This is a genomic window from Paenibacillus sp. SJS-P3 (assembly GCF_056711585.1).
Genome location: NZ_CM160043.1, coordinates 2,647,240 through 2,665,384, shown reverse-complemented (window position 1 = coordinate 2,665,384; position 18,145 = coordinate 2,647,240). Strand labels below are relative to the sequence as shown.

General features: G+C 60.6%; 18 protein-coding genes. 14 read left to right on the top strand and 4 right to left on the bottom strand.

The features are described 5' to 3' along the window. The first annotated feature begins 104 nt into the window (after positions 1–104). Positions 105–635 carry a GNAT family N-acetyltransferase gene (locus tag AC06G8_RS12285; RefSeq protein WP_447664227.1) on the top strand — a complete coding sequence of 177 codons (531 nt, stop codon included), beginning with the start codon at positions 105–107 and terminating at the stop codon, positions 633–635. Between the two features lie 89 nt (positions 636–724). After that, entirely contained in the window at positions 725–910 is a 186-nt protein-coding gene (locus AC06G8_RS12280; RefSeq protein WP_447664226.1) for a hypothetical protein, read from the top strand. Positions 911–1,098: 188 nt separating this feature from the next. On the opposite strand, the gene AC06G8_RS12275 is transcribed toward AC06G8_RS12280, so the two are convergent. Then, positions 1,099–2,598 (bottom strand): phytoene desaturase family protein, encoded by a 1,500-nt coding sequence (locus tag AC06G8_RS12275; protein ID WP_447664225.1) that lies wholly within the window; start codon positions 2,596–2,598, stop codon positions 1,099–1,101. 161 nt (positions 2,599–2,759) lie between these two features. Here AC06G8_RS12275 and AC06G8_RS12270 point away from each other — a divergent pair, with 161 nt between their 5' ends. The 5 genes from AC06G8_RS12270 to AC06G8_RS12250 all read left to right on the top strand — a co-directional run bounded on the left by AC06G8_RS12270 (position 2,760) and on the right by AC06G8_RS12250 (position 6,962). Then, positions 2,760–3,902, top strand: a complete 1,143-nt coding sequence (locus AC06G8_RS12270; RefSeq protein WP_447664224.1) for a glycosyltransferase — start codon at positions 2,760–2,762, stop codon at positions 3,900–3,902. Beyond that, positions 3,892–4,437, top strand: coding sequence for a glycosyl-4,4'-diaponeurosporenoate acyltransferase CrtO family protein (locus tag AC06G8_RS12265; RefSeq protein ID WP_447664223.1), 546 nt, complete (start codon positions 3,892–3,894; stop codon positions 4,435–4,437). Before AC06G8_RS12270 ends, AC06G8_RS12265 begins: the two co-directional genes overlap by 11 nt. Then, the gene (locus tag AC06G8_RS12260; RefSeq protein WP_447664222.1) at positions 4,427–5,575 is read left to right on the top strand and encodes a DUF3900 domain-containing protein; all 1,149 of its coding nucleotides are present in this window, start codon (positions 4,427–4,429) and stop codon (positions 5,573–5,575) included. Before AC06G8_RS12265 ends, AC06G8_RS12260 begins: the two co-directional genes overlap by 11 nt. 160 nt (positions 5,576–5,735) lie before the next feature. Beyond that, positions 5,736–6,095, top strand: coding sequence for a Lin0512 family protein (locus AC06G8_RS12255; protein WP_447664221.1), 360 nt, complete (start codon positions 5,736–5,738; stop codon positions 6,093–6,095). Positions 6,096–6,164: 69 nt separating this feature from the next. After that, on the top strand, positions 6,165–6,962 hold the full coding sequence (locus AC06G8_RS12250) for an undecaprenyl-diphosphate phosphatase (RefSeq protein ID WP_480285432.1): 798 nt from the start codon (positions 6,165–6,167) through the stop codon (positions 6,960–6,962). A gap of 223 nt (positions 6,963–7,185) precedes the next feature. Here AC06G8_RS12250 and AC06G8_RS12245 read toward each other — a convergent pair whose 3' ends face one another. Beyond that, a complete protein-coding gene (locus AC06G8_RS12245) occupies positions 7,186–7,359 on the bottom strand; it encodes a hypothetical protein (RefSeq protein ID WP_480283013.1) in 174 nt (57 codons plus the stop codon). 391 nt (positions 7,360–7,750) lie between these two features. Between AC06G8_RS12245 and AC06G8_RS12240 the strand changes: the two genes are divergently transcribed. Next, positions 7,751–8,923 (top strand): WD40/YVTN/BNR-like repeat-containing protein, encoded by a 1,173-nt coding sequence (locus AC06G8_RS12240; protein ID WP_480283012.1) that lies wholly within the window; start codon positions 7,751–7,753, stop codon positions 8,921–8,923. A 165-nt stretch (positions 8,924–9,088) separates the two neighbouring features. Here AC06G8_RS12240 and AC06G8_RS12235 read toward each other — a convergent pair whose 3' ends face one another. Together AC06G8_RS12235 and helD are read right to left on the bottom strand one after the other, a co-directional pair. After that, the gene (locus AC06G8_RS12235) at positions 9,089–10,513 is read right to left on the bottom strand and encodes a hypothetical protein (protein WP_480283011.1); all 1,425 of its coding nucleotides are present in this window, start codon (positions 10,511–10,513) and stop codon (positions 9,089–9,091) included. A gap of 84 nt (positions 10,514–10,597) precedes the next feature. Then, the gene (gene helD / locus AC06G8_RS12230) at positions 10,598–12,961 is read right to left on the bottom strand and encodes an RNA polymerase recycling motor HelD (RefSeq protein WP_480283010.1); all 2,364 of its coding nucleotides are present in this window, start codon (positions 12,959–12,961) and stop codon (positions 10,598–10,600) included. A 297-nt stretch (positions 12,962–13,258) separates the two neighbouring features. On the opposite strand from helD, the gene AC06G8_RS12225 reads away from it, so the two are divergent. The 6 genes from AC06G8_RS12225 (at position 13,259) to AC06G8_RS12200 (ending at position 18,126) form a co-directional block, all read left to right on the top strand. Further along, a complete protein-coding gene (locus tag AC06G8_RS12225) occupies positions 13,259–13,699 on the top strand; it encodes a hypothetical protein (RefSeq protein ID WP_447664216.1) in 441 nt (146 codons plus the stop codon). A 68-nt stretch (positions 13,700–13,767) separates the two neighbouring features. Beyond that, positions 13,768–14,328, top strand: a complete 561-nt coding sequence (locus tag AC06G8_RS12220; RefSeq protein ID WP_447664215.1) for a macro domain-containing protein — start codon at positions 13,768–13,770, stop codon at positions 14,326–14,328. Positions 14,329–14,525: 197 nt separating this feature from the next. Continuing rightward, positions 14,526–15,911 carry a sensor histidine kinase gene (locus AC06G8_RS12215; RefSeq protein ID WP_480283009.1) on the top strand — a complete coding sequence of 462 codons (1,386 nt, stop codon included), beginning with the start codon at positions 14,526–14,528 and terminating at the stop codon, positions 15,909–15,911. Beyond that, complete coding sequence (locus AC06G8_RS12210) at positions 15,901–16,560, top strand: response regulator transcription factor (RefSeq protein ID WP_447664213.1); 660 nt, start codon at positions 15,901–15,903, stop codon at positions 16,558–16,560. Before AC06G8_RS12215 ends, AC06G8_RS12210 begins: the two co-directional genes overlap by 11 nt. Positions 16,561–16,714: 154 nt before the next feature. Beyond that, on the top strand, positions 16,715–17,164 hold the full coding sequence (locus tag AC06G8_RS12205) for a thiol-disulfide oxidoreductase DCC family protein (RefSeq protein WP_480283008.1): 450 nt from the start codon (positions 16,715–16,717) through the stop codon (positions 17,162–17,164). Next, positions 17,161–18,126: a DoxX-like family protein gene (locus tag AC06G8_RS12200; RefSeq protein WP_480283007.1), complete on the top strand. Its 966-nt coding sequence runs from the start codon at positions 17,161–17,163 to the stop codon at positions 18,124–18,126. Before AC06G8_RS12205 ends, AC06G8_RS12200 begins: the two co-directional genes overlap by 4 nt. The last annotated feature ends 19 nt before the right edge of the window (positions 18,127–18,145 follow it).

Here is an 18,145-nt window from a genome sequence, read left to right as displayed (position 1 = left end):
ACGTTCAAGGAAGAAATCAATCCTCTCCCGCGTCGGGGATGGAAGACTTTCCCTCCTGGTCCAGTTATGGTAGAGTGGGAAAAAACTTGAGGGGGATTCGGGGAATGGAATCCGAAGCGCTGATTAGCATCCGCGACGCGAAGCCGGGCGATGGGGCTGGAATAGCCGCCGTTCAGGTCGGCAGCTGGCAGACGACGTATAAGAACATCGTCGATCCGGCCTATTTGCAGGCGATGGAGACCGGGCCGAGACAAGCGATGTGGGAAAGGGCTCTGGCCGCTCCGGATTCAGGCTCCTGCACGCTCGTGCTGGAGAACAGCGAAGGAAGGATCGTCGGATTCCTCAAAGCCGGCAGGAGCCGGGACGTGGCGGAGGAAGGCAGCGCGGAGCTGTACGTGCTCTATTTGCTGGAGGCGTACCAGGGAGCGGGATGGGGAACGGAGCTGTTCCGCACGATGCGGGGAAGGCTGCAGGATCTGGGCTATCTCACTCTGCATGCATGGGTTTTGGAAGGAAACCCGGCGCGTTTCTTTTATGAAAAGATGGGTGCGAGGGATTACGGCATGCAGGAAACGGTCGAGATCGGATCGAGGACGCATATCGAGCGCTCCATGGAATGGAAGACCATTTTCTGATTAAAAAGAAGCATGCATAGAGAAACAATAGCAGGTATGGTAAAATATACCTCATTGCTGCCTGTTGTAGTGATGGGAGAGTTGAATGGATGATAGCGCTCTTCGGGCGTGTAGCGGTATTGCTATGCACATATGTTCTGATTTTGCTTGGCCCGTTCGGCTTTTATTTGGGAGGCCTGTTCCTGCTGCTGCTGGGCATCCACCTCGGCTGGATGTATATCGATGAAATCGATAACCGGCCCCATATCAAATACGGCCGCAAATGGAAGCTTTGAACGGCCGGAGCCTCTCCGGCCGGAGCCGGAATGCGGCTCTCCCGCGCAAGAAGCCCGCTTGCGGACCGGATGGTCCGACAAGCGGGCTTTTTGCGTGAGGATTCATGCCTGCTGCTTATATGAATCTCAAGGCCTCGCTGTCATTCGAAAGAAACCCCTATCCCTTCCGAATCGAGACCTGAACGATCTTACATCGCCTGATAGCGGGCGAGATCCTCGCGGATGAGATCGGCCGTCAGCTGTCCGCTCAGCGTGACCATCGGCACGCCGCCGCCCGGATGGGTCGAGCCGCCGACGAAATACAGGCCCTCGAGCACCGAGCTGCGGCTCGGAATCTTGAATCCTCCGTTCAGCTTGCGGTCGGTCACCGTGCCGTAGATGGAGCCGCCGTTCGCTCCGTACAGGCTGCGCAGGTCATCGGGGATGAACTGCTCTTCGTAGACGATATGCCCGCGCAGGCCTTCGGCGCCCATCCGCTCCAGCTTGTCGAGCACGAGGCTGCGATAGCGCTCGCGATGCTGCTCCCAGCTCTCTCCTTCGGCAATGGGCGGCACATGCGTCAGCACGAACCAGTTCTCGCAGCCTTCCGGAGCCTGGCTGGAATCCGACTTGGAGGATATTCCGACGTAGACGGTCGGATCGTCCGTCGGCATCCTGTCGACGAACATGTCGCGGAATTCCCGCTCGGGATCGCGGGAGAAGAAGAAGTTGTGATGCTTGAACGCCTCGTAGCTGCGGTCCACGCCGAGCAGCAGCACATGGCCGGATACGGACGGCTCGTATTTGACGAGCTTCTCGGCGGCGCGCCGGCTGCCGGGAGCTTGCGCCAGCAGGGAGCTGTGCGCCGGGATGACTTCCAGATTGCAGACGACGAGATCGGCCTCGAGCGTTTCTCCGCCGGCCAGCTCCACTCCGGCCGCCCGTCCGTTGGAATCGAGGATGCGGACGACTTCCGCTCCGGTGCGCACTTCGGCTCCAAGCTCGCTGAGCAGCTTGAGCTCGGCCTGCGCGATTCCGTACATGCCGCCTGTGACGAAGTAGATGCCGAGGCCCATCTGCACGTAGACGAGCTGCGAAAGGACGGCAGGCGCCGCATAAGGGGAAGAGCCGACGTACATCGCGAAGAATTGGAAGATTTGCCGCAGATGCGGATGCTTCAAGTAACTCTCCGTGACCTGCGCCATCGATTTCATCGGATCCATCGCCAGCAGCTCCTTGAGGGAATGCTGCTGCCTGAGATCGGACAGACCGCTCAGGGAGCGGCTGTAGAAGCTTTTCATGCTGAGATCGTACTGCTTTCTCGAGTAATCGAGGAACGAAAGGAAGCTTTCACGGTCCTGCGGGGACAGCTCCGCGATGCCGTCCATCAGCGAAGGCAGATCGCCGACGAGATCCAGCACCTTGCCGTCCTCGTATATTCCGCGCCACTGGGGCTCGATTCGCTGGATGTCGATATAATCATGAAGCTTGCGCCCGGCAGAAGCGAACAGCTTCTCAAGCGTCCAGGGCATCGTCAGGATGGATGGTCCGGTATCGAAGGAATACCCTTGTCCGGAACGGACATTCAGCTTGCCGCCCGCGCGCTCGTTCTTCTCCAGCACCGTAACCTTATGGCCGTCAGCGCTCAGCCGGATCGCTGCCGACAGTCCGGCGAGGCCGCCTCCGACGACGATGATGTCTTTGCTCATTTGTTCTTTCCTCCTTGGATTAGGGATGCCGAAACCGTCGATACTGGTTAACATCCTGCGGTTATTCCATTTTTAACCATTGTGGACCGTATTCTCTCTCTCGATACGGGGGAGCTTTCAAAGATTTCGAGAATGCCGGCAAGGACAAGGAGGAGATCTTCATGTGGATGGAATGGATCTGGCAGGGGCTGCTCATCGGATGCGGCCTGCTGCTTTTCGGCTGGGGAAGGGGAGGCAGGAACAGCTTGGACCATTTCGGGAGAAAAACCTTTGCAGGCGCTGGCTCGTCAACCGGAATGGAGATCAGCGTCATCGTGCCTGCTCGTGATGAGGAAGCCAACCTGAAAGAGCTGCTTCCGCTGCTGCAGTCGATGGTACCGGCTCCAAAGGAAATCATCGTGGTCGATGACGGATCATCCGATGGGACACGGCAGAGCGCCGTCTCACGCGGCGTCACTTTGATCGAAGCCGGCCGTCTGCCGGCCGGCTGGCAGGGCAAAGCCTGGGCATGCGCTCAGGGAGCGGACGCGGCCACGGGAAGCTTCCTGCTGTTCCTGGATGCGGATGTCCGCCCTGCGCCCGATCTGCTGCGGTTGTTGACGGAAGCCGCAGGTGAAGGCGGCTGCGCAACCGTGCAGCCGTACCACCGGATCGGGAGTCCTGCAGAGCAGCTGTCCGCCTTTTTCAATGCGGCCGTGCTGGCCGGCTCCGGACGATTCTCGCCGATCGCGAGGCGTGGCCGGGAAGGCTCGTTCGGGCCTTGCCTGTTCTGCAGCCGGGAAGATTACCGGATGGCCGGAGGCCACGCGGCCATTCGCGGCGAGGTGCTGGAAAATGACCGCCTTGCGGCGCGTTTCCGGTCGGCAGGAATGGCTTGCCGGGCCTATGCGGGCGGGAGCAGGCTGTCTTTCCGCATGTATGACGGCGGCATGAAGGCGATTGCGGCGGGCTGGGCCAAGAGCATCGCGCTTGGCGCGGCGTCCGCGCAGCTGCGCATGCTGGCGCTGACGATCCTATGGATATCCGGGTTGTCAGGCGCCGCGATCGGAGCCTTGTCGGCCGCTGCGAAGGCTGTCTCCGGACAGCCGCAAGCCGCTGAGCTGGCGGTCTTTCTCGTGCTTTACGCCTTTGCCGCATGGACTTGCCGCAGGGCGTTCCGGCTGTCGGGATCGTTCGGCGCCTGGACGTATGCGCTCTATCCGCTCGGCTTGGCCTACTTCTGCGGCGTATTCGCGTACGGACTCTATCGTTCCTGCATTAGGCGGCGCGTATCGTGGAAAGGCAGGGATATCGATGTGGCTTGAACCCGGAACGACGGCTACGATCATGCTGGACGCAGGCGTCCTGGTGCTGCTGCATGCCTTCTCCGTGGCTTCCGCGCTGAGGCGTCCCTGGCAGCGATACGACAAGGATGCCGGCGTGACGCGGCTGCTGCCGTTCGAGAAGGATGGACGCTGGTATGAGAGGAAGCTCGGCATCCACAAATGGAAGGACAGGCTTCCGGACGGAGGAGGCTGGATCCGGAGCGGCTTCGCCAAGAAGCGGCTGCTGTCCGCCGATCCGGACTATCTCCGGCGCTTCGCTGCCGAGACGCGGCGCGGAGAGCTCACGCATTGGCTGATGATCCTGCCGCTTCCTCTGTTCGCCGTCTGGAACAATGGACTCGGCATGGCGATCATGGCGGCCTATGCGCTCGCGGCCAATCTCCCTTGCATTCTCGTGCAGCGCTACAACCGGGCCAGGCTGCTGAAAGTCATGTCGCGCCGGGAAAGGTTGTGCTATCCTAATAGGACAGACCAATACAGCGCGAAGGAGCTGCCCGGAGACCATGGAATTTGATGTGCAGTTTTTGAGCTTCTTCGTCATTCAGACTGATGGGGAGAGCACGGACAGCGGCAAGCGGTTCAAGCATTTCCAGACGATGGACGGAGAAGATTACGAGGACAGTCCGCTCAAGGATTTCCTCAGCGGCGAATTCGCCAGGATCGTCAAGCGCAAGGCGGAGCGCAACCCCGCTTCGGAATCGGTGCCGACCAAGATCGGCCGCTTCCGCGTCGAGCCGGGGTATGAGCTGGACAGCAATCCCGACTACAATCTGCTGCAGCGGCTGCGCAGCGCCGAGGATGCCGAGCGGTTCCACAGCATAGCCGACGAGCTCGTCCGCATATATATGGATACGTCGGCAGTCCGGGGCGGCGCGCTCATCGCGGTGCAGGCGACGCTGTCCAAGCTGTTCGACCAGCCGTTCCTGTTCATCCTGAAATGCGATTTCGAACCGAAAATAGCCCGCATCGCGGACGAGAGAAGCCTGATCTCCACCGTGGAGATGGCCATCAGCGCGCGCAGCATGAAATCGATCCTCTATCCGCATATGCCGGAGGAGGGAATGATGGATTCCTGGGAGGTCAAGCTTCACCAGGCCTCGCATGCGAGATACTTCGAGGATTTCCTGAAGTTCGTCAGCTATGAGCGTCCGCTTCCCGAGGTGATGGGCGAGCAGGTGCTCGAAATGGTGCAGCAATACATGGAGGACAAGTGGCAGGACGATCAGGGCCATCTGCGCAAGGAAGAGGAAGAGGCCGTCGAGATCTGGGCCGCGTCGGACAAGCGCGAGCTGCTGGAGAGATGGACGCCGGAGCAGGTATTCGCCGCTTCGGCCGTTCTCGTGGAGCAGAAGGAGGATCTGGCGCTCAGCTTCAAGCTTGGCGGAGTCCAGGTCAAGGGACTGCTGTCCGATTTCGGCAAATCGCTGCATTTCGCCCGACACAACGGCCGTTACGTGGCCGTCCTGGAAGGAGACTTCTTCCAGTTCGAGCGCGGCATTTCGCCCGTCGAGCTCATCCATCCGCCGGAGCTTGAGGAAGTGATGAAAGTGATCGGCACGGAGGAGAGCGGGACTGCCGTTCCTCAAGGCGATGGCGCGGCCGGACAGGCTGAGGCCGCCGCCTCGGCGGAGGACGACGACGTCCCCTGGTAAGCTTCGGCCAGCTCCATTAGCTTCAGGAAGCTCCATAAGCTTCAGGAAGCTCCGTAAGCTTCGTAAGCCTCAAGCTACAGGAACCTCCGTAAGCTTCAGGCAAGCAGGGGTGTGAGCATATCGGGCAGCGATTCGGAACCACATTGGGAGGAGTGAATTCATGCGGCAAGTAATGTTCATCGAGCTCGGCATGGGGACGGATCTGCATGGACAGAACGTGACCAAGGCTGCGGTAAGGGCTGTGCAGGATGCGATCCACCGCAATTCCATGCCCGGCATCCGCACCGTGCTGCCGGACGGCAAGCTGGAGAATATGAAGGTGAGGGTGCGGCTGGCCGTGCCTTGCGACGAAGAGAACCTGGATCTGGAAGCCGTCCGCGCGGAGCTTCCCTACGGGGAGGTTTCCATCGAGGTCGTGGCCGGAGGCATGCTCACGTCGAGCGGCATCGTGCTGGAAGACAAGCAGGACGTGAGCGATTTGATCTATGTCGTGCTTGCGTCCGTAGAGGCCGGATACTGAAGGCAGCGGCGGCAGCCCGAGCCTGGCGCTGCCTGCCGAGCCCAACCATAGGAAGTTAGGGGAGCGGATATTTTGGATTATATCAAAGCAATCATATTGGGCATTATCGAAGGCTTGACGGAATTTATTCCCGTATCGTCGACCGGCCACATGATTCTGGCCGCCAAGCTGCTCGATTTCGTCGGCGACCGGGCCACGGTGTTCGAGGTCGTCGTCCAGCTTGGAGCCGTTTTAGCCGTTTTCGTTCTTTATTTCAAGCGTTTCGTCGGGTTTCTCAAATTCGATTTCTCCAAAAATTCCGGCCTTAATCTGATCCACATCATTCTGGGCATGATTCCGGCAGGCATACTTGGCGTCCTGCTGCACGGCTTCATCAAGGATTACCTGTTCAACTTCAAATCGGTTCTGGTCGCCTTGATCGTGGGAGGCATTCTCATGATTTTCGCCGAGCAGTATCAGAAGGGCCGCTTGCCATCCGCCGAGACGGTGGATGACATCACGTACAAGCAGGCGTTCGGAATCGGCATCTTCCAAATTCTCGCTCTGTGGTCCGGCTTCTCCAGGTCCGGATCCACGATTTCCGGCGGCATCTTCATGGGCACGAGCCAAAAGGCGGCAGCCGACTTCACCTTCATCCTGTCTGTTCCGATGATGATCGGCGCTACCGGCGTCGACCTCATCAAGAGCCGCGACCTGCTCGTGCCGGAGGATTACGGCCTGTTCGCAGTCGGCCTGGTCGTCTCTTTCATTGTCGGCCTCATCGCGGTGACCACGTTCATCAACCTGATCAAGAAGCTCAAGCTCAGCTGGTTCGCTTATTATCGCTTTGCTCTTGCAGCGGCCTTCTTCCTTTTCGTCGTCCTGTAAGACTTCGCGGGACAGGACAGCATCACCGGGTCGCATCTATCTGCTCGGCCGGTTCCTCTCAGGGACCGGTCTTTTTGTCTTGGAATAAATGGAAACGAGGAAGGGAGACTAGAGCCGATCGGAGCTCAAGCGATAAGGAGAACGGACTGTTGTCCAAGCTCGGACCCACACGGAAAAACAGCCGGCCATCGCAATGGATGAGCCGGCTGCCTGTGCGCTGGGATCATTTGGTCGTTTCGTTCAGCGGCTTGGCCGTTCCCGTTGCTGCAGGACGGCTGCCCGCACCTCCGGAAGCCAATGATTTGACGGTGCGGAGCAATTTGTCTCGGGCCGGCTTGTTGCGCATCAAGTACGTGACTCCGGCGCCGATGGCTGTAGCAAGCAGTTTTTTATTCATCGTTATTCCTCCTTGATCTCGGTTGGACATGTGCTCCATTAACCCATCTTGCAAGGCGGGTAACGAAAGAACTGAACCTCTTGCAGCTGAACGATCACCGCTACGCCAGGGGATGCCCGGCATGAATCGGGGCAAGACGGACGTTATTCATAGGGCTCCATGGGGTAAAAAGAACAATAGGCACCCGTCCATAGGCCGCGTCTTGCGTGAAAAAAAGCAGAGAGTGTCCGGTAGGAGATGCAACTTGTCGGCCTTGAAGCACGTTATCAACGATGTCAGGCGCAGCCTGTTCGGGATGGAAATGCCCGCCGGAATCTGCGCAAGCCTGGAAATCACAACTCATCAACCACACCCTGAGGACAGGGTTGCCACAAGGAGAGGTCACTCAGTCATGAAATCAATTCAACGCTCTTTCATTGCTTCAGCAGTCCTTCTCGGCGTTCTTCTGGCTTCGGCCGGTCCTATCGGCAGCTTGAGCAAGCCCGGCTTGGCCGAAGCGGCGGCTCCGGGCTGCACGGACGGAGACCATGGCATTTTCGCCGGCGAGCCTGCAGGAGGCGGGAGCTTCCGCTTCTCGACTCTCGACTTCCTGAATCCGTCGACCGGAAGGGCTGCCGGCAACGGCTTTCTGATCGGCACCTCCGACGGCGGATGCAACTGGCAGTCGATCTATCAAGGGACCTGGCAGTTCTCGCAGATGGATTTCGTATCCAATACGACCGGATGGGCACTGGCCCGATCCGCGGCGTCCGGACCGAACGCGCTGATCAAGACGGCCGACGGCGGATCCACATGGGAGAAGCTCAAGCCGGGAACGGCTGATCTGGAGCGGATACGGTTCCTGGACGCTTCGCGCGGATTCGGGTACAGCCGCGCCTTTTCCTACTATACGTCGGACGGAGGGGCCAGCTGGAGCAAGATTTCGACGCCTCCGAACACGCGTGGAGCCGAGTTCTCCAGCCGCAACACCGGCTGGGCGATCGTCGTCGATCCATCCAAGGGATACCGGCTGCAGCAGACGCTGGACGGGGGCAAGAGCTGGACCGCGAAGCTGTGGGTCCCGTCGGACGAGGCCAGCGGAGGCGTCGTGCGCGTGTCCGGGCAAGCGGTGTGGGCGATGCTCATGGGAGGAGCGGGCATGTCGCAGCAATCGTACTCGCTGTACGCTTCCTCGGATTCGGGATCGACATGGATCCGGACGATCGGGCAAAATACGGCCGGAGGCGGACACGCCCCCGGCGAAGGAGAAGCTGTCACCGGCATGGGGCCGGCTTCTCCGGGAGGGCATCCCGGCGAGCTGGAGCTGATCGGCAGCACGGCCATTCTGTCCGGCTACTCGCCTGCAGCCGGCAAGGTCGCCATCGGCAGCTCCTCGGATGGAGGCAGGACATGGAGCAGCGGCGGCATGCTGCCGGGATTCGGGGGCGCGGCGATCAGCTTCGCAAGCCCCTCCATCGGCTGGATCACCGTCGGCGGCAGCAGCGAGACGGCAGTCTATTCCACCAAGGACAGCGGCAAAAGCTGGACCAAAACGATTGGAGTGGCGGCAAAGCCATCCTCATAGGAAAAGGGCCGGAAGCCTGGAGTAATGTCATAGCCTGAAGCATTCGCGATAGAGAACATATTGTCCTGAATGCCGGGCAGCTCGAAGCACTAAAGGACGAAAAGCCTGAAGCCCCTTTCCAGAGGGCTTCAGGCTTTTGTCATTCAACGGGCTTCAAGAAAGGCCTTAGAGCAGGAAGATCGCTACGACCGTCGTCACGGCGAGTCCGATCAGCACCGGCTTCAGATTGCGGCGGGCGAGCTCGAACGGGCTGACGCCGCAAATCGCCGCCGCCGGAATGAGCGCCCACGGCACGAGCGTGCCGCCGCCGACCCAGATGGCCGCGATCTGCCCCAGCGCGGTCAGCGTGCCGGTTCCCGAACCGATCGCCGTGCCGAACAGATGGGCGATCGAGCCGGCCAGCGAGATGCCGGAGAACCCTGAGCCGTCGAGGCCGGTTATGGCTCCGGCCGCCGTCAGCGTTGCGGCTGCGACGGCTCCGTTGACCGGTACCGCGTGGGCCAGCGCGACGCCCAGATCGTTGACGATGCCGTGGGATCCGGCGGGGAGGGCGGCTTCGCCGAACAAGGACGGCAAGGCGGAGTCGCCGAGGTAGAAGAATGCCGCGATCGGGATGACCGGACCGAACACTTTGAAGCCGAACAGAAAGCCGTCCACGAGGTAGGAGGTCGATTTCTCCAGTCCTGTGCCGCGGTGGGCAAGCATGGACAGAACGACCGTGATCAACGCGGCGGTGCCTCCGATGAGAGCGGTCGCGTCCCCTCCCTGGAGCTTGAGGGCGAACATGACCGCGACGTCGGCGGCGAACAGGAGCGGGATCAGGATGGCGAGCGCTCTCTTGGTGCCGATGCCAAGGCCGGCGGACTGTGCGGACGGCCGGGCATTCGGAACCCCTCCGAAAATCGAATCTGCGGAGCCGGAGCCGACGAGACCGTCGCGCCAAGCGCCGGACTTCTGATCGCGTCTCATGAACCAGTAGGCCGTTAGAGTCGTGACGACGCCCATGACGATGACGAGCGGCACGCTGGCTTCCATCACCTGGGACACCGGCAGGCCGGCCGCGTCGGCCGTCAGCTTGGGGGCGCCCTGGATGATATAATCTCCCGACAGCGCGATGCCGTGGCCGAACAGGTTCATCGCCATGGCCGCCCCGAGAGCCGGAAGTCCGACCCGCAGGGCGACCGGCAGCAGAACGGCTCCGATCAGCGCGACGGCTGGAGAAGGCCAGAAGAAGAACGATACGACCATCATGATGAGGCCGATTCCCCAGAAGGCCATCCCCTGAGAGCGGATCAATCCCGTGAACGGCCGGATCATCACCTCGTTCACGCCGGTTTCCATGAGCAGCCGGCTCATGGCGACGATAATGGAAATGATGAGAATGGTTCCGGACAATTCCTTGATCGCATAGATAAGGCTGTTGAACGTTCCGCTGACCGCGCCGCTCAGCGTGCCGCTCGCCAGCAAGCCGATGATGCCGGTGCCGAGCACGCAGACGACTGTCGTATCTCGGCGCATGGCCATGAAGGCGACGATGACGCCGATCAGCAGCAGGTAAACCCAATGGATGGCTGTGAGCGTGAGCTCCATGAATCCATCTTCCTCTCCTGACAGGATATCTGTCTATGACATCCTATGCGGAAGCGGAACTAGGCGTTCATCCGGGCCGCGCGTTCACTTTTTCGAAGTCAGGGAAGGCTCAAGCCTATAGGTTCCTTCCGCCGCCTCGAGGATGAAGCGGCTTGGCTCGCCTGGGCTGAACAGGAGCAGGCGGTGCATTGCTCTCGTGCAAGCCGTGTAGAACAGCTTGCGCAGCCGTTCTTCGCCGTAGGCTTCGGCCGAAGCGTCATGGATGAGAACGGAGTCGAATTCGACGCCCTTGGCCAGGTAAGCGGGAATGACCATAAGGCCGCTCTGGAATGTGGCGGTATCCTTCGTGACGAGGCGAAGGTCCTCCAAACCCGGATAGGAGCGCAGCGCTTCCCATGCCGCCTTGCTTTCGGCCGCCGTTTTGCAGATGACCGCTGCGGAGCCGGAGCCGGCTTGCCGCAGCTCCAGCAGGCTGGCGGCAAGAAGGCGGTCCCGATCCGCCGTGCCGGCGGAGGCGATCACCTCGGGAAGTTCCCCGGGACGGTCGAACGGAATGATGGCATCGCCTCCCGGAAGCATCGAGCGGGTGAATTCGACGATCGGGCGGGTGGAGCGGTAGCTGCGGCTGAGCACGATCGTTTCCGTTTCCTCGGCTCCGTACAGACCGGCCAGCAGGGCATTTCCTTCGAGTTCCGTGGAGTGGGCGAAGATGGCTTGGTTGAAGTCGCCGAGCGCCGTCATCTTGGCGAATGGAAACAGCCTTTTCAGGAACTGGAACTGGAACGGGGAATAGTCCTGGGCTTCGTCGACGAGCACGTACCGGATGCCGGTATTGGTGCGGAAGCCCTGGACCAGCTCCGTCAAATACAGCATGGGCGAGGCGTCCTCGTAGGGAAGACAGCGTTCGGCAAGCCGTTCGCGAGTGAAGCGGCAAATATCCGCCCATGACGTCGGGAGGCCGGAGCCGGCTGCATCTTCCCGGAACAGCTGCAGATAAAGGTTGTGCATGTCGATCCACGCCAGCCTTGCGGCCATCCGGCGCAGCGGCTTGTAAGCCTCGCGAACGAGCTGCTCCCGCAGCAGCCTTTCCTCCAGCGCGCTCTCGTCAAGCTCCTCGCCGCTCTTGCCCCGCTGCTTGCGCATTTGTTTGTAGATGCTCTGGTAACGGTCATTATCGAGATATTCGATTTCGTTGCGCACCCATTCCTCGGCGCATTCCTCTTGCTCCAGCCTCGCCAGCTCCTCCAGGAGCCAGTCGCGCAGCAGCTCGATGCGGTTTGGCAGCCGGATATGGGCTTCGCAGCCGTAGAAGCGGGCGCTGATGTCTTCGCGGCTGATGAGCAGCTTGCCTCTGAACTTGAAGCCGCGGAATTTCATGCCGGACTGAAGCAGGCTGTCCGCGAACGATTCGATCCGCTCCAGAAAGCCCGCTGAGTTTTTGTAGCGGATGGCGTCGAGGCGGAGGCTGCGCCGGGCGGCGTCGCCGGATTCGTCCAATATCGCTTCGAGCTGGTCATTGATGTCCTCGATGTCGTACCGGCGGCCCAGACGCGACTCCACGTACTGCTGGAACGTCGTTTGCCGGATATTCTCCTCGCCAAGCTCAGGCAGCACCGAGGAAATATAGCTGTTGAACATCGGATTGGGGGAGAACAGCACCATCTGGTCCGCGCCGATCCGCGTACGGTGCTTATACAGCAGGTAGGCTACCCGCTGCAGAGCGGCGGATGTCTTGCCGCTGCCGGCAGCGCCCTGGACGATTAGCAGCCTGGAGAGGTCGTTGCGGATGATGGCGTTCTGCTCCCGCTGGATAGTCCCGACGATGGATTGCATCTGGGAGGTCGAGCTGCGGCTGAGAGCTTCCTGCAGCAGCTCGTCGCCGATTGTCATCCCTGTGTCGAACATGGCCTTGATGACGCCATCGCGAATGGTGAACTGCCGCTTCAGCGTCATTTCGCCTTCGATGAGGCCCCCCGGTGTGTCATAGGAAGCGGGGCCGGGACCGTAATCGTAATAAAGGCTGGCGACAGGCGTCCTCCAGTCGTAGACGAGGAAGCTCTCTCCGTCTTCAGTGAGGAAGGAGGCGGTGCCGATATAGACCGGATCGATGCTGCCGGCGCCTTCATTTTCTTGAAAATCGATGCGGCCGAAGTAGGGAGACGGCAGCAGACGGCGCATTTTCGTCAATCCTTCCCGCAGATGGCGGTGGCTGCGCTCGCGCTCGGAAAGGATTTCCGCCTGCTGTTTCATGCTTATCGCCGTCTCCAGCCGATCGTCGCCAGCCGTCAGGTTGACGGTCACGTCATCCCAGAAGTCGGTGCGGATATCAACGACCTGCGTTTTGAGATCCGATACGAGCGGCTCGTCGCGAGCGATCCTCGTTTGCAGCTCCCCGCGCACGGCATCGACGCGGTCCTGCTCCTGCTTCCATAACTCGCGGTTTGCCATGGGGCACTTCCTTTCCTTGGTTCGTATTGCCCGGCTATCAGCCTGCCGAAAAAAAGATTGACGGCAGAGGATAATGGGCGTATAATATGATTGAGATAAATGTGATCTAACTCATTTCATTTAACCATCTAATGGATCATATCATTTATTGGTTTCTATTTCAATATCGACAGGTCGGATCCTTTGATCCGGCCTTTATTTATGTTCGCCCTTGATTTCGATTATCCTCCGTCATGCTCGGGAATATAACGGCCTCCACTCGGATATGTATGAGCAAGAATGGAGGGGGGATGACCGGTGATCCGGTTCAATTCGGTCTGGATAACGACTCCCGCTCAGGCTGAGCGCTACAGCCGGCAGCTGGCGCTTCCGGCAGGCAGGCAGGATGAAGACTTCCCGCGGATGCGTCTGCTGCTCTCCCGCAAGCTCATTCCTTTTTTCGCCTACGGGCAGCTCACGCTTGGAGACAAGGAAGCAGTCTTCGAGCCGCTCAATCCGACCTTCTCCTCCGTGGCTGTGTATCAGTTCTACAACCTGAACAGGCGTCTTGCTTTCAGCTACGAATACGGGGACTTGATCGTGGGGAAATTTCCGCAGCCGGTGCCGAATCCGCTTCCCGTCTATGGAGACTGGGTGTCGATCGCCAGCCGGTCCAACAGCGTGGAATACTGGCTGGCATCTTCCAGTCCCGGCGCTCAGCTGTATCCTTGGCTGGTCAAGAGCGGAAAAAAACGGTAAGTCCGATTCAACGGCGTCCTCCTGGAGTAAGTACTGGGTAGAATGTACGCGGGAGGAAGGCGAAGACGATGACGATCCAGATCAATTCCACGCTGCTCGAGACGGTTCAGGGGGATATTGCCCGCATAGAAGCCGATATCATTGTCAATGCCGCCAATGCCAGCCTTTCCGGGGGCGCGGGCGTAGACGGGGCGATCATGCAGGCTGGCGGCATCGCCATACATGACGAGCTGATGCTGATCCGCAATGACAAGGGAGGCTGCTCTACCGGAGACGCGGTCATTACGACGGCGGGCAAGCTTCCGGCCGCCTATGTCATCCATGCGGTCGGGCCGGTATGGCAAGGCGGCGGCCACGGAGAGAAGCGGCTGCTCGCCAGCTGCTATCGCAGAGCGCTGGAGATCGCCGACGCCAGCAAGGCTTCGAGCATCGCTTTTCCGGCAATCAGCACCGGCATATACGGGTACCCCAAGGAAGAAGCGGCCGCGATCGCTTTTGCCGAGGTGAAGGCGTATATCAAAAGTCGCGAGGACACTTCCATCAAAAGAGTCACTTTCGTCTGCAAGGACGAGGAAAATTGCCGCTATTACGGCATGCAGATGAAGCAAGCCTATCTCAGCTCCGGCTAGCGATGGACTGAAGGGGCAGCCCCAAAAGCCTTTGGCTTTTGGGGCTGCCCCTTTTTTCCGTTTGCTCGCCTGGGAATCGTCTGGCTGCTCTTTCATCGATTAGTGGCTTTTGAGTCCGTTGTACAGGAGGATCCGCTATGCTTTTCCAGCAATTTATCCGATATAATGGCAGTATGAGCTGACAAAGGGGTGGATCCGTGCTTTATTATTTCGCGGCGCTGACATCAGCGGGGGCGGCGGCTTGGCTGGCCCGGCCGCGAGAAGCGGTCAATCGCTGGGCCGCCATCTTTTTGCTGACGGCGGCTTCGGGAGGATTGACGGAGCAGCTCCGGCAGCGGGGGCTTTCAGGCTTCGCGGAGGCAGCCGGATTGTTCAATGCATGCCTGACTCCTTATGCGGTCCTGATTTTCTGCCTGATTTATGGCGGCTTCCTGCCGTCAAGCAGGCAGCGGCGGGCCGCCAAGCTCCTGCTGCTGCTGGCCCCGGCTGCATCCGCCGCAGACGCTTGGCTGCTGTCGCCCGCACATGCCCCGAACTACGGCATGCTGTTGTTATGGGCGGGACCCTATTACGCCTCTGCCTGCGCATGCCTCCTGGTGTCGCTGCACAGGGAGCGGCATGCCGCCAGCCGCAGGAGCAGGCTGGCCTTGACGGCCGTGATGGTGCCGACGCTTCTCGGCGTCCTGGGCTTTATCAACGTCGGGCGCGCGCTGCGGCCTCAGTACGATTTCTTTCCCTATGTGGCGATGTTCATCGCCTATTCGATGGGGGCCGCCTTAGTCGCCATCTTTCTTTACGGCGTTCTCGGCATCAGGCTCCGTGTGGAGCGCGATCCCGTCGAGAGCGCGATGCGGACGGCAGGCATGGGCGCTTCGATGCTGAGCCATTCCTTGAAAAACGAAATCGGCAAAATCAAGATCGGAGCCGATCTGCTGGATCGGGAGCTGAAAACGGCCAGGCCTCAGCGGGCGGCAGAAGGCGGCGCGGCGGAAAGCCTGGGCGAACAGCTGGAGCTGATCCGGGAATCCGCAGACCGCATGCTGGATACGGTGACGAGGATACACGGCCAAACGAGGGAGATGGATTGGCGGGAGCAGCATTGCCGACTGGACGAGCTGCTGCTGCGATCCGTTGCCCGATGCAGCGCCGCCGCCGCTCTCCGTGGCGTCTCTCTAGCTGCAGGCAATGTCCAGGTCCCTGCGGAAGTGAGATGCGATCCGTTCCATCTCGAGGAAGCGCTCGTGAACGTCATCTCCAACGGAGTCGAAGCGGCTGCTCCGGGAGGGACCGTCTCCGCAAGCCTGCTCCGGGAGCGGAGAAAGCTTGTCGTTCGGATCGCCGACGACGGGCCCGGCATTGCCGCGGTCCATCTGCCTTATCTGTTCCTGCCCTTCTACAGCACGAAGCAGGGGCGGAGCAATTATGGAATCGGCCTGTCGTATGTGTACCAGGTCATGAAGCGGGCCGGAGGCCGGGTCGACGTCAAGACCGTTGAAGGAGCCGGCACGACGCTGGAGCTGACGATGGCGCCAAGCCGTTTACCGGATGGAAAAAGGGAGGCTGGACCAAGGAATGGGAAATGAGCATGACGATCGGCTGATCCGGATCCTGATGGTGGAAGACGACCCGGACTGGATCCGCGCGATGAGCCGCTTTCTGAGCTCCGAGCCTGATATGCTCCTGGCAGCTTCCGCGCGTGGGCCGGAAGAGGCCCTTAAGGTGGCCGCCGCACTGGAATATGATGTCGTCCTGATGGACATCCAGCTCGGCGAAGGTGTCCGGGACGGAATAAGCGCAGCCGCCGACTTGCTGGAGCTGAGGAATTCGCCGGTCATCATGCTGACCTCCGTGGGCGAGGAGCGGGCGATGACCCGGGCATTCGGTTCCGGTGCAGTGCAGTACATCGAGAAGACGGACTACCGGGAGCTGCCGGCCGCGATCCGCAAGGCCGTCCATCAGCCGGCGCCCATGCAGGCGCTGTTGAAGGAGTTCCGCAGGCTCAAGCGGGAGGAGCAGCTTCAGCCGCTTACTCCGTCCGAGCGGGAGGTGTATGAGCTGATCGAGCGAGGCAACACCCAGGCCGAGATCGGCAGAAGGCTCTACAAGAGCGAGAGCACGCTGAAAAACCAGGTGAACCGGATCCTCAAGAAGCTCGGCGCGCGCAGCAGCCGCGAAGCGGTGCGGAAAATCAAGAGAGGCGACGGAGACGGCGCCGGAATAGAGCGGGATTGAGCCGAGCGCGGCGGCATATGCATGGCAAAGAGGGCCTACGAACCGTAGGCCCTCTTTGCTGTTCCCTCCTCTCCTTTTGAGGCCTGATGCTGTCCGCGCAGCCGCGGTACGATAGAAGCATCAGGATAAGGCGATTGAAAGGGAGGGCTGTACAATGAAACGATCTGTCGCACTCGTTGACGGGAACTGCGCGCTCTGCGGAGCGTTGACGCGATTCGCCGCCAATCGCGATCCGGAGGACAGGCTGCGCTTCGCGGCGCTGCAATCCGAGGCGGCTCGCGTCATTCTGGAGCGGCACGGGCTGCAGGCGTCGGCATGGAACAGTTTCGTCCTGGTGACGGAAGAGAAAGTGTACACGAAAGGAACGGCTGCCATGCTCCTGCTGTCCATGCTCCGAGGCGGCCGGGTGCCCGCCGCTCTGCTGCAGGCGCTGCCTTCCGGTATCCGGGATGCCGGCTATGAAGCACTGGCCAAGCTCCGGCACCGGTTGGCGCCGCAAGGAAGCTGCAGCCTGCTGGATGCGGAACGAATCCGCGGCAAGCAGGTGGAAAGCGCCGAAGAGGCTCTCCGGCTGCTGGATGAGCCGGAGGAGGCGAGGGTATGAGCCGGTCCAGGAGCGACCATGTTCAGGGAAAGGCGTCTCTCCCCCCGATCTACGTCGAAATGAGAATGCGCTGCGGCATTGAGGAGCTTTGGCGGCTGACTCAGCAGCCCAAGCTGCATGAACGCTGGGATCTTCGGTTTACGTCCATCGATTTTCTGCCGCAAGCGGAGGGACGGGAAGGAAGGCTGTTCAGTTACCGGACGCGGATCGGCTTCGGAGCGGCTGTCGAAGGCTTCGGTGAAACGAAGACGCGGCCGGACACCGCAGCCGGCCGGAGGATGTCGACTTTACAGTTCTCCTCCTCCCAAAAATGGTCCTTGCTCCGGTCTGGAGCGGGTTACTGGCAGTATGAGCAGACGGAGGAAGGGCTGCGGTTCATGACCCGCTACACGTACTCGACCCGGTTTGGAATCGCCGGGAAGCTGGCGGACCGATATTTGTTCCGGCCACTCATGGGTTGGGCGACAGCGTGGAGCTTCGATCGCCTCCGGATGTGGGCCGAGAAGGGGTGGCAGCCGGAGCTGGTCATCGCCATGGCGGCCATCCATCTGTTGTCTATAACCGCTCTTGCGGGCATGTGGCTCTACGAAGGTGTCGTGCCGAAGCTGCTCCACGACTCCGGCACGGAGCTCGGCATGCTGGCGGGGCTTGGCCTGGCATCCCCAGCGCAATCATTCGCCCTTCATCTGCTCGGCGGGGCGGAAGCTGCCGCGGCCGTCCTTCTAGTGGCCTGCAGGCATTCCCGAGCGGTCATTGCCATCCAGGCCGCCTGCCTGCTGCTGCTGTCCGCATGCGGAGCCTCGCTCCGTCCGGAGCTGCTGTCCGAGCCGTTCAATCCGCTGACGACAACGATTCCGCTGCTCGCGCTGTCGGCGACGGCGGCGATTGCGGTCCCTTATTGCCCCCGGGCTTCAAGATGCCTGCGCAAGCAGCCGAGGGCAGAAGGGAAGCGGCGTCTATGAATAGGAAGGAGACCGACGT

Coding starts and splice junctions, on each gene's coding strand:
- AC06G8_RS12285 (WP_447664227.1), top strand. CDS start 105: ATGGAATCCGAAGCGCTGATTAGCATCCGCGACGCGAAGCCGGGCGAT.
- AC06G8_RS12280 (WP_447664226.1), top strand. CDS start 725: ATGATAGCGCTCTTCGGGCGTGTAGCGGTATTGCTATGCACATATGTT.
- AC06G8_RS12275 (WP_447664225.1), bottom strand. CDS start 2,598: ATGAGCAAAGACATCATCGTCGTCGGAGGCGGCCTCGCCGGACTGTCG.
- AC06G8_RS12270 (WP_447664224.1), top strand. CDS start 2,760: ATGTGGATGGAATGGATCTGGCAGGGGCTGCTCATCGGATGCGGCCTG.
- AC06G8_RS12265 (WP_447664223.1), top strand. CDS start 3,892: ATGTGGCTTGAACCCGGAACGACGGCTACGATCATGCTGGACGCAGGC.
- AC06G8_RS12260 (WP_447664222.1), top strand. CDS start 4,427: ATGGAATTTGATGTGCAGTTTTTGAGCTTCTTCGTCATTCAGACTGAT.
- AC06G8_RS12255 (WP_447664221.1), top strand. CDS start 5,736: ATGCGGCAAGTAATGTTCATCGAGCTCGGCATGGGGACGGATCTGCAT.
- AC06G8_RS12245 (WP_480283013.1), bottom strand. CDS start 7,359: ATGAATAAAAAACTGCTTGCTACAGCCATCGGCGCCGGAGTCACGTAC.
- AC06G8_RS12240 (WP_480283012.1), top strand. CDS start 7,751: ATGAAATCAATTCAACGCTCTTTCATTGCTTCAGCAGTCCTTCTCGGC.
- AC06G8_RS12235 (WP_480283011.1), bottom strand. CDS start 10,513: ATGGAGCTCACGCTCACAGCCATCCATTGGGTTTACCTGCTGCTGATC.
- helD (WP_480283010.1), bottom strand. CDS start 12,961: ATGGCAAACCGCGAGTTATGGAAGCAGGAGCAGGACCGCGTCGATGCC.
- AC06G8_RS12220 (WP_447664215.1), top strand. CDS start 13,768: ATGACGATCCAGATCAATTCCACGCTGCTCGAGACGGTTCAGGGGGAT.
- AC06G8_RS12210 (WP_447664213.1), top strand. CDS start 15,901: ATGGGAAATGAGCATGACGATCGGCTGATCCGGATCCTGATGGTGGAA.
- AC06G8_RS12205 (WP_480283008.1), top strand. CDS start 16,715: ATGAAACGATCTGTCGCACTCGTTGACGGGAACTGCGCGCTCTGCGGA.
- AC06G8_RS12200 (WP_480283007.1), top strand. CDS start 17,161: ATGAGCCGGTCCAGGAGCGACCATGTTCAGGGAAAGGCGTCTCTCCCC.